The sequence below is a fragment of the Flavitalea flava genome (genome assembly GCF_054461575.1).
In genome coordinates, this window is sequence record NZ_JBTLQH010000078.1 from 1 (window position 1) to 14,379 (window position 14,379).

Annotated in this window: 11 protein-coding genes and 1 pseudogene; 10 read left to right on the forward strand and 2 right to left on the reverse strand. The window is 47.2% G+C overall.

Features of this window, described 5'->3' with window-relative positions; genetic code table 11:
• Positions 1–236 (forward strand): annotated as a pseudogene (locus tag ACX0G9_RS30635) (sodium:solute symporter); the annotation flags it as partial.
• Positions 223–1,887: a DUF3748 domain-containing protein gene (locus ACX0G9_RS30640; protein ID WP_459068806.1), complete on the forward strand. Its 1,665-nt coding sequence runs from the start codon at positions 223–225 to the stop codon at positions 1,885–1,887. The pseudogene ACX0G9_RS30635 and the gene ACX0G9_RS30640, both read left to right, overlap by 14 nt.
• 9 nt (positions 1,888–1,896) lie before the next feature.
• Here ACX0G9_RS30640 and ACX0G9_RS30645 read toward each other — a convergent pair whose 3' ends face one another.
• Positions 1,897–2,778: an AraC family transcriptional regulator gene (locus ACX0G9_RS30645; RefSeq protein WP_459068807.1), complete on the reverse strand. Its 882-nt coding sequence runs from the start codon at positions 2,776–2,778 to the stop codon at positions 1,897–1,899.
• 188 nt (positions 2,779–2,966) lie between these two features.
• On the opposite strand from ACX0G9_RS30645, the gene ACX0G9_RS30650 reads away from it, so the two are divergent.
• The 8 genes from ACX0G9_RS30650 to ACX0G9_RS30685 all read left to right on the forward strand — a co-directional run bounded on the left by ACX0G9_RS30650 (position 2,967) and on the right by ACX0G9_RS30685 (position 12,338).
• Positions 2,967–3,785, forward strand: coding sequence for an HpcH/HpaI aldolase family protein (locus ACX0G9_RS30650; RefSeq protein WP_459068808.1), 819 nt, complete (start codon positions 2,967–2,969; stop codon positions 3,783–3,785).
• Positions 3,786–3,958: 173 nt separating this feature from the next.
• Positions 3,959–5,020, forward strand: coding sequence for a Gfo/Idh/MocA family protein (locus ACX0G9_RS30655; RefSeq protein WP_459068809.1), 1,062 nt, complete (start codon positions 3,959–3,961; stop codon positions 5,018–5,020).
• Between the two features lie 34 nt (positions 5,021–5,054).
• A complete protein-coding gene (locus ACX0G9_RS30660; protein ID WP_459068810.1) occupies positions 5,055–6,398 on the forward strand; it encodes a Gfo/Idh/MocA family protein in 1,344 nt (447 codons plus the stop codon).
• Between the two features lie 203 nt (positions 6,399–6,601).
• Complete coding sequence (locus ACX0G9_RS30665) at positions 6,602–7,930, forward strand: putative oxidoreductase C-terminal domain-containing protein (RefSeq protein WP_459068811.1); 1,329 nt, start codon at positions 6,602–6,604, stop codon at positions 7,928–7,930.
• Positions 7,927–9,090 (forward strand): acyltransferase family protein, encoded by a 1,164-nt coding sequence (locus ACX0G9_RS30670; RefSeq protein ID WP_459068812.1) that lies wholly within the window; start codon positions 7,927–7,929, stop codon positions 9,088–9,090. The genes ACX0G9_RS30665 and ACX0G9_RS30670 overlap by 4 nt, the downstream gene beginning before the upstream one ends.
• A gap of 8 nt (positions 9,091–9,098) precedes the next feature.
• Positions 9,099–10,325 carry an N-acetylglucosamine-6-phosphate deacetylase gene (locus tag ACX0G9_RS30675; RefSeq protein ID WP_459068813.1) on the forward strand — a complete coding sequence of 409 codons (1,227 nt, stop codon included), beginning with the start codon at positions 9,099–9,101 and terminating at the stop codon, positions 10,323–10,325.
• Between the two features lie 18 nt (positions 10,326–10,343).
• Positions 10,344–11,399, forward strand: coding sequence for a Gfo/Idh/MocA family protein (locus ACX0G9_RS30680; RefSeq protein ID WP_459068814.1), 1,056 nt, complete (start codon positions 10,344–10,346; stop codon positions 11,397–11,399).
• 105 nt (positions 11,400–11,504) lie between these two features.
• A complete protein-coding gene (locus ACX0G9_RS30685) occupies positions 11,505–12,338 on the forward strand; it encodes an SGNH/GDSL hydrolase family protein (RefSeq protein WP_459068815.1) in 834 nt (277 codons plus the stop codon).
• An 18-nt stretch (positions 12,339–12,356) separates the two neighbouring features.
• Here ACX0G9_RS30685 and ACX0G9_RS30690 read toward each other — a convergent pair.
• The coding region (locus tag ACX0G9_RS30690) for a TonB-dependent siderophore receptor (RefSeq protein WP_459068816.1) at positions 12,357–14,379 on the reverse strand (2,023 nt) is incomplete at its 5' end.

A 14,379-nucleotide genomic window follows, 5' to 3' on the forward strand; every position in this document is an offset into this window, starting at 1 on the left:
TCTTTTTACTGGGCATCTTCAGCAAACGAACGAAAGATCATGAAGCCATGCTGGCTGCCACCATCGGAGTACTCGTCATCATCTGGATGACTTTTTCCGGAAAGATCCCGGAAGAGTATGCTATGTTAAGAAGCCCCTTCCATAAAAATATGATCATCGTAATCGGGACCCTATCCATATTTCTGACGGGAGTATTGTTCACCAAATGGAAAAACAGAAAGATTGTCCTGGAATAAAAATCATATTCTTTTAGCCCTGCTGCTATATACAGTTATCCCCGTTGCCTGTATGCGGCCGGTTAGCGGGCAAGCCTCAAGCCAGCTTGTTTTGCCCAACCGATCCCCCGAAAGGCAACCTATCCCCAACCTGACCATGACCAACCTGAACACGACCAATCAACACGGAGGCACTCAACCTGCAGGCATTCAACCTGCAATCAATCAACCCGCGGGCGCTCAACCCGAAGGCGTTCAAATAACTACCTACAAAGAGATTCAACTGACGAAAGACCCTTCGGGGCATACCGTTAATTCCACCCAATGTTTTTCGCCGGACGATAAATGGATTGTTTATGACAGCAGAAATGAGGACGGAGGAATCATCGCGGCAGGCGGGATCGCGATGGTCAGTACCACCGATGGGAGGATACAACCGCTTTATCAAACAAAAAATCAGACAGCTTTCGGTCCGGGAGTGGGAGCCGCAACTTTTTCTCCGGTAGCCCGGCGTGTATTGTTCCTGCACGGGATACGGAATGCGGATAAAGACCATCCTTATGGCATGACCCGCAGGACGGGTGTAGCCATCGATATAGACCGGCCCTTCGAGCCATTGTTCATGGATGCCCGTGATATTACTTCTCCTTTCACGCCGGGCGCATTAAGAGGTGGCACCCATGCTCATTCCTGGAGCGGGAACGGAATGTGGATCAGTTTTACCTATAATGATTACCTGCTGGAACAAATGGAAAAAAAAGGACTGCCGGTAAAGGACCAGCGAACAGTCGGGGTAATGGTTACGGGGAAAAAGGTAAAAGTGGAAAAAGAAAAGACGCAAAAAGAAAAAACGGAAAAAGGGGATGACCTGGAAAATAACAGTGGGGAATGTTATGCCTTTCTTATCGCTAAAGTGTCCGAAAAACCCATTCCGGGATCAGATGAGATCGAAAAGGCCTTCGATGAAGGCTGGGTGGGGAAGGCCGGGTACCGGAAGCTGGACGGCTCGCTTCAAAAAGCAGCTATAGCCTTTCAGGGAAATCTGCGCACGCCGGAAGGAAAAATAAAAACAGAAATATTTATTGCGGATATTCCTGATAGTTTGTTGTCCAACCCTTCACAAATTGCCGCCTCTTCGCAGACAGCCTCCCCTTCCAGGACAACTGCCCCTTCACAGGCAACCACAGCAGGATCCGACCCCGGCATTCGTCCGTCTGTACCGGCAGGCATTACCGTTCGCAGGATCAGTTATACCGAAAAAGGAGTCAGCCCTTCTCCGAGGCACTGGCTCCGGTCTACCCCTGACGGGACGCTCATCGGTTTTTTGGCTGCCGATGCAAAGGATATCATACAACTATTCGGAATCTCTCCCAACGGAGGGGCAGTGCGGCAATTGACGAATAACGTTTTCTCCATCAGTGGGCCGTTCAATTTCAGCCCGGACGGAATATCAGTAGCCTATATCAGTGACAACAGCGTTTGGATCACCGACCTTAAGACCGGGAGAACCGAGCGGGTTACTCCAACGTTTACAAACGAAGAGAAACCGGAAGGAGCCGTTGTATGGTCAAATAGTGGAAACTTACTCTGTTATAACCGGCGCGTCCAATCCGGAACCGCCGGAACGATTGTTGGAGGGTACCTGCAGATCTTTCTGCTTACAAAACAGTAACAGGTCAGTCTATTCCCTGTTCTCAGACCGCATGAACTTGCGTTTGTAATCAAGGGGCGTCATGCCGGTGATCTTTTTGAAATGACGGTAAAAATTGGAGACATTATTAAACCCGCATTCAAAACATAACACATCGATCGGATGCCGGTCTTCGATAAGGATCCGGCAGGCATGACTGATTCGGATCTCGATGAGGAAATCATAATAGGACTTATTGGTCATCATCTTAAAATAACGGCAGAAGGAAGTGACGGTAAGATTCCTCATGGCCGCTACATCTTCCAGCGAAATATTTTCCTTAAAATGAGCAAGGGTATAATTATAAATAGTGTTCAGCCGAAGCGCCTCCACTTCATTGGATTTGTAAAAGGCATAGGCCGAGGTGATGGGATCGAATTCTCCGGTCGAAGAAAGGGTCTTAAGCATACTTAGTAAAATGATCAGCCGGTCCATTCCGGAGGCGTTCACAGCGGCAAGCATCAATTCGATAAGCGTTTCTCTTGCTTTTCCGTAAAGGACCATGCCCATTTTGGCTTTTTCAAAAAGCTGGGGCAGGAGCCAAGCTTCCGGTAAGGAAAAAAGATCTTTTCCCATACAGTCCGGTAAAAACTGGATAACGATGGCTTCGATTGAAGCATCCGGATCTTTGGTATAATATTCTTCCTGGCAACGCCAGGAATGAGGCAGATTTTCTCCAAGGAGAATGACTTCCCCCGCATTAAAATTGGTTACATTGTCGCCAATAAATCGCAGACCGTTGCCCTTGATCGTATAATGAAGCTCCAGCTCCGGATGATAATGCCAGATCCGGCCAAAATTCTGGCTCTTCAGATGATGGACAGTGAAGGACTCCTGAAGCGGGGTATTTACTTTATAAAAATGCGGTTTCATCTTTAATAAAGCTAAGCAAACGAATGATAATATCCTACAGTAATTTGAAAATAAGCTGTATTATAATGAGGAATTAATCCCTCAAATTTGTTTGTTCGGAGAGGTTTCAGATTAAATTCGCTGATTTTATCATTATAATATTGCCTTAAAAATCTTAAAAACGCCCTTAAAAAAAATAAAAAGAGCATATGAACGGGAAAAAAAATCCTTTGCTGGAAAAATTAAAGGCCGGTAAAAATGTATATGGGACCTGCATCACTTCTACAGGCCCCATGTGGCCGGGCGCCATCAAAAGTGCCGGGCTTGATTTTGTGTTTATCGATACCGAACATATTCCCCTAGGCAGAACCGAACTGGCCGTTCTGTGCCAGCTGTTCAAGGCCAATGATATTGTTCCGGTAGTACGGATTCCTTCACCGGATCGTTATCTGGCCTGCCAGGCAATCGATGGTGGCGCCATGGGCATCGTGGCCCCATACCTGGAGACAAAGGCCCAGATAGTCGAACTGGTCGGAGCGGTAAAATATCGCCCGCTGAAAGGTGAATTGCTGGACCAGTACCTGGATGGAAGTAAAAATATGCCCGACGGCCTTCCCGAATACATCGCTGGTTACAACGGCGCCATGTGTATTGCCAATATAGAGAGCGTGCCGGCGATCGAACGTTTGGATGACCTGCTTTCGGTTCCTGGTCTGGATGGTGTTTTTATCGGGCCGCACGATCTTTCCGTGAGTCTCGGTCTGCCGGAACAATATGACCACCCTGTATTCGAAGCAGCCGTAAAAACGATCATTAAAAAGACCAGGGCAAAAGGATTGAGCATAGGAATCCATTTTTCTTTGGAACCTGAACGTCAGATCCGCTGGATGAAAGAAGGGGCCAATATAGTCGTTCATAGTTTTGATATTGCCTTATTTCTGCAAAGGCTAAGGCTTGATATCAGCATTATTAAACAGGCAGCAGGGGATATAGCTCCCGAAGGTCCTGTTGAAAAATTGATTGTGTAACGTACGGGAAACCGGTAACGAACAGATCCCGCACAAGATCCCGCATAGTTGATTCTACTATTTAATCCAACCACGGAAAAGGAGGTTTTCAGCAAATAATCATTATCTTCGGTTACGTACACGGAAATTTCTCTGAGAACGGCCTGACCAGGCACCAATTATAATGATTGCCCATGAAAAAGAAACAAAATGACCCCATTAAGAACAGTCGGCTCCGGTTTATTAAACAGGTAAGTCTTGCAGGTATGGGTATAGGCTTGACCAGCCTGTTTTCCCCATTGTATGGAAAGGAGAGAACGGACCCCGGTCCTCATCATGTGGAAAAGGGAAAAAAAATAGGCATCATTGGCCTTGATACATCCCATAGTATCGAATTTACAAAAATGCTGAATGCTCCTGATGCCTCGCCTGAATTTGGCGGGTTTAAAGTAGTGGCTGCCTATCCCAAAGGGAGCATCGATATTAAATCATCCGCGGAGAGGATCCCGGCTTATACTACCGAGATCAAAACCTTTGGGGTTGAAATTACAAGCTCTATTGAAGAACTGTTAAGCAAGGTGGATTTCGTGATGCTGGAAACGAATGACGGACGTGTTCACCTCGAACAGGCCTTGCCGGTTATCCAGGCAGGGAAACCCTTGTTTATCGACAAACCGATGGCCGCGTCCCTGAAAGACGCAATTGCCATTTTTGAGGCGGCCGACAAACACGGGGTTCCTGTATTCTCCTCTTCTTCCTTACGTTACATGGAAAGTGCACAGCAAATCGTTCAGGGAAAGATCGGCAAAGTGTTGGGGGCCGATGTGTACAGCCCGGCCAAACTGGAAAAGACGCATCCCGATCTGTTCTGGTATGGTATCCATGGGGTTGAGTTATTATATACTCTGATGGGGACCGGTTGTTCCTCGGTGGTGAGGATACATACGGAGGATACGGATATCGTGGCAGGAACCTGGTCCGATGGACGGATAGGCACCGTTCGCGGAACCCGTTCGGGAGTATACGATTATGGCGGAACGGTATATGGGGAAAAAGAAAATGGGAAGGTCGGGCCATATGACGGCTACCGGGCATTACTCGTAAAAATCATTGGTTTTTTCCGTACCGGGGCAGCTCCTGTAAGCCCACAGGAGACCTTGGAATTACTGGCCTTTATGGAGGCCGCCGATACTAGCAAAAAAATGGGCAGTATCCCCGTAAAACTTTCTGAACTCCCCCTGATTCGTCAACATTAACTATAGACTAACTATCGATTAACTATCGACCATTATGAATAATTCCAGAAGGAAATTCCTCAAAAAAACGATTGCAGGTACCACGGCTTTTTCGCTTGGGGGCATCCTCCCGGGCTTTAGTGCGGCCAGCTACCGGAATATCCCCGGAGCCAACGATAAGATAAAGGTGGCCAGTATGGGGGTGAACAGCAGGGGATTTGCCCTGGGTTCTAATTTTGCCGCTCAGCCGAATGCAGAGGTGTTGTATTGTTGTGATGTGGATACCCGTGCAGCCGACAAGTATATCGCTGCCGTTGAAAAAATACAGGGCAAACGGCCTTTGGCGCAACCGGATTTCCGGAAGGCATTGGAAGACAAAGACCTGGATGTATTGGTGGTAGCGGCACCGGATCATTGGCATGCGCCGGCGGCCCTGCTGGCCTGCCAGGCAGGCAAACATGTCTACCTGGAAAAACCCTGCAGTCATAATCCGAATGAAGGCGAATTATTGGTAAATGCTTCCGCCAAATATGGCCGTATCCTGCAAATGGGTAATCAGCGCCGATCCTGGCCTAATGTAGTGGCCGCGATCGGCGAATTAAAATCGGGCGTCATCGGGAGACCCTATTTTGCGAAAGCCTGGTATTCGAATAACCGGCCAACCATCGGAAGAGGTAAAGAGGCGGCCGTCCCCTCCTGGCTGAATTACGATCTTTGGCAAGGGCCTGCGCCCCGCCGGCCGTTCCGGGATAATCTTATACATTACAATTGGCATTGGTTCTGGAACTGGGGGACGGGTGAGGCTTTAAATAACGGCACCCATATGGTGGATCTGGCCAGATGGGGACTGGGAGTTGACTATCCGGTACGTGTCAGTTCGTCCGGAGGCCGTTATCGTTTTGAGGACGATTGGCAAACACCTGATACCCAGGTGATCAATATCGAATTTGACAATAAAACCATGATAAGCTGGGAAGGCCGGAGTTGCAACGGAGTAAAGCTGGAAGGGGCCACTACCGGCGTTACCTTTTATGGAGAAAATGGTTCTCTGACGATAAAAGAAGGCAATGGATATACGATTATTGACGGGCAGAACAATATTGTCAAAGAAGTCATTGCAGATCATTCTATCGATGTCCGGAATGCAACCAATCCTTCACAGGCGCTGGATGCCTTCCATATTCAAAACCTGTTCGATGGCATCCGGAAAGGAACAACCTTGAATTCCGGGATCATCGGAGGTCATCAGAGCACTTTGCTGGTACAATTGGGAAATATCGCTTTACGTTCAGGGCATGTATTACACATCGATCCGAAGAACGGGCATATTCTTAATGATAACGAAGCGATGAAATACTGGAGCCGTGAATATGAACCGGGCTGGGAACAAAAGGTATAAGCCAGGACCGGATAGGAAAAGACAGCCATTAACGCAGATACCGAAAAAGCATGGTTAAAAAAGCCCCGATAATAAAAGCCCCGATAATAAATGCCCGTGTAAAAATGGTCTGTTTTTTTTCAGCCTTTTTGCTGGCTGGGCCTGTCTGTAAACCAGTTAAACAGGTAAAAAAAAGTTCCTTGGAAATGACGCAAAACAATAAGATGGAAAAAATTCGATTGATGGTTTTAGAGCCTGGTCATTTTCATGCCGCCCTGGTGGAAAAAGAAATGTACCGGGAAGTGGATACGGCCGTATGGGTGTATGCACCCGAGGGTCCGGAACTGGAAGCCTATCAATCCCTGATCCGGAAATATAATACACGGGCTGATCATCCTACCTGCTGGGTGGAGAAAATCTATAAGGGCAGCGATTATCTGGACAGACTGTTTAGCGAAAAACCCGGGAATATAATAGTGCTCGCCGGTAAGAACGGTAATAAAACGGCAACTATTAAAAGGTCGGCTGATGCAGGGTTAAATATACTTTCCGATAAACCCATGGCCATCACCCCGGCGGATTTTGAATTACTGGAACAGGTTTTTGAAGAGACCGGGAAAAACAAGCTTAACGGGAAAAACAAAGCTACCGGGAAAAATCCTCTTATCTATGATATCATGACTTCCCGGTACGAGATAACCAATATCCTGGAAAAAGAACTGGCCGGGCTAAAGGAGGTATTCGGGGATCTGGAAAAAGGAACCGAAGAGAATCCGGCGATCATCAAACAAAGTACCCATCATTTCTATAAATCCGTATCCGGAGCGCCGCTCATACGCCCCGCCTGGTATTTTGATGTGGATCAGGAGGGCCATGGTTTAGTCGATGTAACTACTCACCTGGTGGATCTGATACAATGGGAATGTTTTCCTGAAAAATTACTGGATTACCGAAAGGATGTCCGGATGCTTTCCGCCAGAGAATGGCCGACTTCTTTAACGGCTTCCCAATTCCGGCAGGTTACCCAACTGGAATCTTTTCCGGATTTTCTTCAGAAAAAGGTGAAGTTGGACCTGTTGAATGTATTGGCTAATGGAGAAATGAACTATACCCTGCAAGGAATACATGCAAGGGTTTCCGTAAACTGGAATTTCCAGGCGCCCGGGAGAGCGGGGGATACCTATTATTCCCTGGTGAAAGGTACCAGGGCCAGCCTGGTTATCCGCCAGGCTAAGGAACAGCAATATAAACCTGTGTTATATATAGAGCCAGTGCAGCCAGACGGAGGGAATTATGAATTGGTTTTAAAGGAAACCTTTGGTAAGCTCGAAAAAAAATATCCCGGTCTTTCGCTAAAGCCAAACGAAAAAGGTTGGGAGGTCATCATTCCCGTACAGTTCGATCTGGATCATGAACAACAATTCGCAAAGGTGACAAAAACGTTCCTGAACTATCTTCAGGCAGGAAAGATGCCGGATTGGGAAATTGCGTTTATGAAGACAAAATATTTTACCACCACGAAGGCTTTACAATTGGCCATGGAGAAAAAATGAATCCCTTGAATAAAGAAACCCCAACTGCCGGTTCCCAACGGCTTTATTCCCTGGACGCCCTCCGGGGCTTCGATATGATCTGGATCATGGGGCTGGGATATATCGTAAAGGATTATTCCAAAACAAAAAGCGCTGTTTTCTGGAATGTAATCGGCGATCAGCTGGATCACCGGGTATGGGATGGATTTACTTTCTGGGATTTAATATTTCCCTTGTTTATGTTTATGGCAGGAGTATCCATTCCTTATTCGCTGGGAAGAGAACTGGAAAAAGACAAAAGCAAAAAATCTCTGCTCCTTAAGATCATAAAAAGGGGATTGATCCTGATCCTACTGGGGATGATCTATAACAACGGGCTGCAGTTCCGCCCTGTTGCCGATTTCCGTTTCCCCAGTGTATTGGGGAAGATCGGAGCTACCTATCTGCTGGCCGGGATCATCTGGTTATATGCCAAAGAGGTCATGCAATGGGTTTGGTTTTGGGGATTGCTCATTGGTTATTGGTTGTTGTTAAAATTTACCGCGGCGCCGGGTTATTTACCCGGTGATCTCACCATACCGGGGAATTTCATGTCTTACCTGGACCGGACCCTCCTGCCCGGCAAACTGTCTCGGGGAATCTACGACACCGTTGGCCTGATCTGTACGATCTCCGGTATAAGCACGGTTTTGTTAGGGATCTTCACCGGGAATTTTCTCCAGCGGGGATGGCTAATCCCTCTTTCCCAATCCCAGGAGAAGGAACCGTTATCCGGAACGGCAAAGGCGATATGGATGGCAGTGGCCGGCATTATTTCCCTTATCCTGGCCCTCATCTGGAACCTGGATTTTCCTATCAATAAAAATATTTGGTCCAGTTCCTTTGTTTTGTGGACGGGAGGACTGAGCCTCCTGCTATTGTCACTTTTCTATTATATTATAGATGTACGCGGGTACAAAAGCTGGACCCTCATTTTCCGGGTTATCGGGATGAATTCCATCCTGATCTATATATCCACTATTTTTATAGATTGGGAATATACAGGCAATAGTCTTTTTAAATGGTTGGGCCAGATGGTGGATGATCCCTATAAGATGATCATTATGGCTATTTGCACCCTGGCTGTCAAATGGTTCTTTTTATACTTTCTGTATAAAAAGAAAATATTTTTAAAAGTATAGTACTAATTATGGACAGGGAGAAAAAGGAAACAGAAGAAAGATTTATCTACAAGGATGTCATCCGCGGAGTAAGCGGCCAGTTGATTATCCGGGAGGGGAAGAATGCAGAATTGACCATCTTTTCGGAATCGGAGAAGTATCCGGAACCTGCAACATTACCCCGATCGTCGGAATTGTCCGGATCCTATGAAGACTATTATTTAGGTCCTGGTTTAATTGACCTTCAATTGAATGGGATCAATGGAATAGATTTTAATGCCGCTGTATTGACGGAGGAAGACCTGGTCAGGGCCACCCAATTTTTATTGAGTAAGGGAATTACTACTTATTTTCCGACCATCATTACGAATACTCCGGAAAAGATGCTTCAAAACATGAGCATCATTCACCGGGCCTGTTCGGCTAATCCTTTGGTGGATGCTTGTGTGGGAGGGATCCATATGGAAGGTCCTTTCCTTTCCCCCGAAGAAGGAGTAAGGGGGGCGCATAACCGGCAATATATGATGGCACCCGACTGGGATCTTTTTTGCCGGTTTCAGGAAGCTGCCGGTGGGCGAATTAAATTGATTACGCTTGCTCCGGAATGGGAAGGCTCGTACGCATTTATTGAAAAAGCCTGCGGGGAAGGGGTTCTGGTGGCCATTGGGCATTCCTTAGCGGGTACGGAACAAGTCGCTATGGCCGTTCAGGCAGGGGCCCGTTTGTCTACACATTTAGGTAACGGAGTTTCACTGCAATTGCCCCGGCATCCCAATATATTATGGGACCAGCTGGCGACTGACGAGCTGTATTCCTGCATCATTGCAGATGGCATTCATGTTCCCGATTCCTTCCTGAAGGTGGTCATGAGAACAAAAGGAGAACGCACCATCCTGGTAAGCGATGCTACCTGTTTCGCCGGGATGGCTCCGGGGGAATACCAGACCCCGATTGGAGGTACGGTGATCGTGGATGAGCAAAAAAAAGTTTCTGTAAAAAACAGCCCGGGCATTCTCGCCGGCGCAGGAAAAACATTGCTGGAAGATATAGAGTATCTTGTTAATCATAAACTTGCTGCAATAGGAGCTATCTGGCAGATGGCATCGACGCATATTTTGAACATGATGGAGAATAACGGTTTGGCAACAAACCGGAAATTTTTGGATAAAACAAGGGCTGATCATGTACTTTTCCGGAAAGAAGGTAATGAAATAAAGGTCATCAGGACAATCAAGAATGGGAAAGTCGTTTTTTAAGTGAAAACCACGCCAGCAATGGAAAAAAAGAAATTTGGTTTTGGAATCGTCGGTACAGGAATGATCGCAGAAACCCATGCGATGGCCATTGCGGGCATTGGTCATGCCAACCTGATTGGAGCATACAGCATCAGTAAGGATAAAAGGGACAGGTTTGCCCGCAAACATAATTGCCGGGCCTTTGAAACCCTGGAGGAAATGGCTAAGGATCCCGCCATTGACATTGTTTGTATCTGCACTCCTTCCGGAATACATCTGGAACCTGCACTGACCTGTATAGCAGGTGGTAAACATTGTCTGGTGGAAAAACCCCTGGAAGTGAATCTGGAGCGATGCGACCTGATTATTGAAGCGGCCCGGAAGGCTGGGGTGAAATTGGGTGTGATCTTTCCATCCCGCTTCCAGGAAACGAACAGGCGATTAAAAATGGCACTGGAGAAAACCAGGTTCGGCAATCTGGTGCTTGGCGATGCCTATGTAAAATGGAGCCGATCCAAAGCCTACTACGATTCTGCAGCTTGGAGGGGGACCTGGCAATTGGATGGGGGAGGTGCACTGATGAACCAGGGGATACATTCCGTCGATCTCTTACAATGGTTTATGGGGCCTGTTCAATCGGTGCAGGCGCTCACCGCCAATATCCGTCATAAAGAGATCGAAGTGGAAGATACGGTAGTGGCCATGGTAAAATTTGTCAATGGAGCGCTGGGCACGATCGAATGTTCGACGGCGGTTTTCCCGGGTTCATACAAACGGATCGAAATCATGGGGACTACCGGCACAGTGGTTATCGAAGAAAACAGCCTGGTCAAATGGCAGTTCGAACAGGAAACACCGGAGGATGATTTTACCCGTAAAACTTTTTCCGTTGGCAACAGCACAGGAGGAGGGGCCTCCGATCCGGCAGCGATCGGCTATGCAGGCCACCAGCATCAAATAGAAGACATGATCCTTGCCATCGAAACCGGTAGCAGCCCATTGATTGATGGACGCGAAGGGAGAAAATCCGTGGAGATCGTACGGGCAATCTATGACAGCGCCCGGACGGGAGAGGCGGTGAGGTTGGGCTCGTGAGCAACAAGCTGCAGGCTACAAGCTACCAGGTACAAGCGCGAAATCCAATTTTCCTGATTCAAAAATACAAAACCCATAACAAAATAAATTCCGAACAACCAAAAAATGAAAAAGACCTTCTTGTCTCTGTCCCTGGTTTTAATAGCGCTCTCCGGTTTTTTTAATGCTAAAAAAATTACCTGGGTGTCGATCGGAGATTCCATTACTTATTTGAACGAACATCCCGAAGCCGCTGATAACCGCATCACCAAAGGATACCAGACCCTGGTAAAAGAAAAAATGCCGAACCTGGTTTACGACAATCAGGGTTACAATGGCTGGACAGCTTGCAATATTGCAGATTCTATTAATGTGCTGCCTTTAAAAAAAGCGGATATATATACCATATTCCTCGGCACCAATGATTGGTGGCATGCCAATCCACTTGGCACGCTTCAGGACTACAAAGAGAATAAAGGAAGCGGGACCGTGTATGGAGCCTTCCGTATTATCACCGACAAACTCCGGACCCTGAACAAAAAAGCAAGGATTATCCTGGTCACTCCTTTACAAAGGGGTGATTTCGTACAGGTGGGAAATCCGCATAACAATGCATGGGGTTCATACCGGGAAAAAGAAGGGCAGTACCTGACCCAATTTGCCGATGCTGTAAAAATGATCGGCGAAGCCGATCATCTGGAGGTTGTCGATCTGTATAACAAAAGCGGGATTACCCTGGACAGAATGGTAAAATACAAACGTTTGAAAGATCCTCAGACAGGCGAGTATAAAAAATTTACCTATCCTGCGTATACCCGGATTCCCTTTAACCCGCAGACGGACGAATACCCCTATCCGGTCGATGCGATAGACCTGACCTATGACGGGCTGCATCCTTCAGATAAAGGATATTCGCTCATTGCGGATATGATTTTGGATATTTTTAAGAAAAAAAAGTAATAAACTGTTTGTCGCCTCTTAGAACCGGTAACTCACCCCTAAGCGCCAGTTACGACCGGCTTCTGCCTGCCAGTAATAATAGGCGGCATAAGCAGCACCGGAATACAAGAATTTATCGGCCAAATTAAATACGTTACAGGTGATGCGGAGTTTGTCCTGTTCCCAGAAAAGTCCACCGTCAAATTTTATATATTGAGGTAAAGCCTGTTGCTGTGCAGTGGCGCCGGCCCAGGACCAGGTACTTCTGTCAGCCAGGAATGAAAATCCCCCGGAAACTCCGAATCCTTTTAAAGCACCTTCGGTAAATTTATAATTGATCCAGGCATTGGCGGTATGCTTGGCATAGCCGGGAACCTTATTGCCGATCGTCTTCTGGGATTCGGCGCTGGAATCTGCCCTGGTGATCTTAGAGTCTGTCAGGGCATAATTGGCGGTTAAGGTAAGACCCGTGAACAATTCACCACGGAGATCGAACTCCACGCCTTGGGAACGTGTTTGTCCTAATTGAACGATGAATCTTCCGCTGGGATCGCCTGGATCATTGGAGTTCTCGTTATTCTTCAGGATACGATAAGCGGACAGGGTCGTGCTCCATTTGCCATTTGCCCATTCGCGTTTAAGACCCAATTCCATATTATTTCCCGTCTGGGGTTTGACAGAGCTGCCATCTTTCTTAAAACCGGTCTGTGGATTAAAGGACTGATCGTATAAGGCGTAGACCGAAGTCTGGTTATCGACGGAAACACTCAGCCCGATACGGGGCGTGAATTTGTCGAAGGTGGAGATAGAATTGTATTCATTTGTTTTTACATGCGTGTATCTGCCTGCCAGGGTTAACCGCAGGGTATTATCAAAAAAGCCCAGTTCATCCTGTAGGTAGACGCCCGTGTAACTTTGGGCAATGGTGCCAAAAATACCGGCACGCTGGGCAAGGCTCTTGCTGCGGTCCCATACGGGGTAGCCATTGGGAGGATTACCGTAGGAAGGATTATACAAACTGAATTTTTGATTTTCGGTATCCAGGGCATGATTCTGATTCCAATCGGCTATATAATTCTTATCACTGGCGTCCAGACCACCCAGGATCCGGTGATGGACGGCGCCTGTTTGCAATTCTCCGTTGAGATAAGCCTGCCCGAATTTGGCAGTGCTGGAGGCGTCCCATATCCCGACAGAGCGTATCATGCTGTCCGTGCCGACAAAATTAGGCCAGAGCGAAGAACCATTCTGTTTGTAATCATAATAGGCCGCCTGAACGGTCAGTTTCCAGTTGTCGTTCAGTTTGTGGTTAAGGCTAAGCGTCAGGCTTTGATCGGTAATATACGTGGGATCGAGACCCGGATCCGCAGTGGTAAAATTTCGTGGCAGAACGCCATATCCTTTAGGGGAGAAAACATAAAAACTTCCAACATCCGACATTTTTACTTTTTGCAGGTTATATTCAGCGGTAAGGATAGTCTTCTCATCCAGTTGGTAACTGATCACTGGTGTTATAGAGAAACGATTGTTGTATTCATAAGGTCGCAAGGAATTCTTCGTTTGCCCCATCAGGTTAAAACGGTACAGCAGTTTACCATCCTTGTCCAGTTTTCCATCCAGATCCACCGTGGCCCTGTAAAGGTCATAACTTCCCAATGTCAGGGTAGCTTCTCCCTTCGTAACACCCGTTGGTTTTTTGGTCACCACGTTATAGATGCCTGCCGGGTCGCCCACGGACATCATAAAGCCGGAAGGTCCTTTGACGAACTCTACGTGATCTACAAAACTCATATCCTCCGTCAGGGGCGACCAATAAGAAGTAATTACGTTCATGCCGTTGCGGAAGGCAGATGCCCGTGATCCGCGCATATTGATATTTGTATAAAGGTCTCCCCAGTGTTCCAGTTTCATCGCTCCGCTGACATTCCGGATGATCCCGTCATTCATGGCGGTGATCTGTTGATCGGCCAGCACTTTACCCGTAATGACCTGGATATTCTGTGGGGCTACCAGCAGCGACTCGTTCAGACGGAGGGTAGGAGAGATCTGCCTGGTATTATAG

What these genes read in the sequence shown, in the direction of transcription:
- ACX0G9_RS30645 (WP_459068807.1), bottom strand. Translation starts at nt 2,778, where the DNA reads ATGAAACCGCATTTTTATAAAGTAAATACCCCGCTTCAGGAGTCCTTC.
- ACX0G9_RS30650 (WP_459068808.1), top strand. Translation starts at nt 2,967, where the DNA reads ATGAACGGGAAAAAAAATCCTTTGCTGGAAAAATTAAAGGCCGGTAAA.
- ACX0G9_RS30655 (WP_459068809.1), top strand. Translation starts at nt 3,959, where the DNA reads ATGAAAAAGAAACAAAATGACCCCATTAAGAACAGTCGGCTCCGGTTT.
- ACX0G9_RS30660 (WP_459068810.1), top strand. Translation starts at nt 5,055, where the DNA reads ATGAATAATTCCAGAAGGAAATTCCTCAAAAAAACGATTGCAGGTACC.
- ACX0G9_RS30665 (WP_459068811.1), top strand. Translation starts at nt 6,602, where the DNA reads ATGGAAAAAATTCGATTGATGGTTTTAGAGCCTGGTCATTTTCATGCC.
- ACX0G9_RS30670 (WP_459068812.1), top strand. Translation starts at nt 7,927, where the DNA reads ATGAATCCCTTGAATAAAGAAACCCCAACTGCCGGTTCCCAACGGCTT.
- ACX0G9_RS30675 (WP_459068813.1), top strand. Translation starts at nt 9,099, where the DNA reads ATGGACAGGGAGAAAAAGGAAACAGAAGAAAGATTTATCTACAAGGAT.
- ACX0G9_RS30680 (WP_459068814.1), top strand. Translation starts at nt 10,344, where the DNA reads ATGGAAAAAAAGAAATTTGGTTTTGGAATCGTCGGTACAGGAATGATC.
- ACX0G9_RS30685 (WP_459068815.1), top strand. Translation starts at nt 11,505, where the DNA reads ATGAAAAAGACCTTCTTGTCTCTGTCCCTGGTTTTAATAGCGCTCTCC.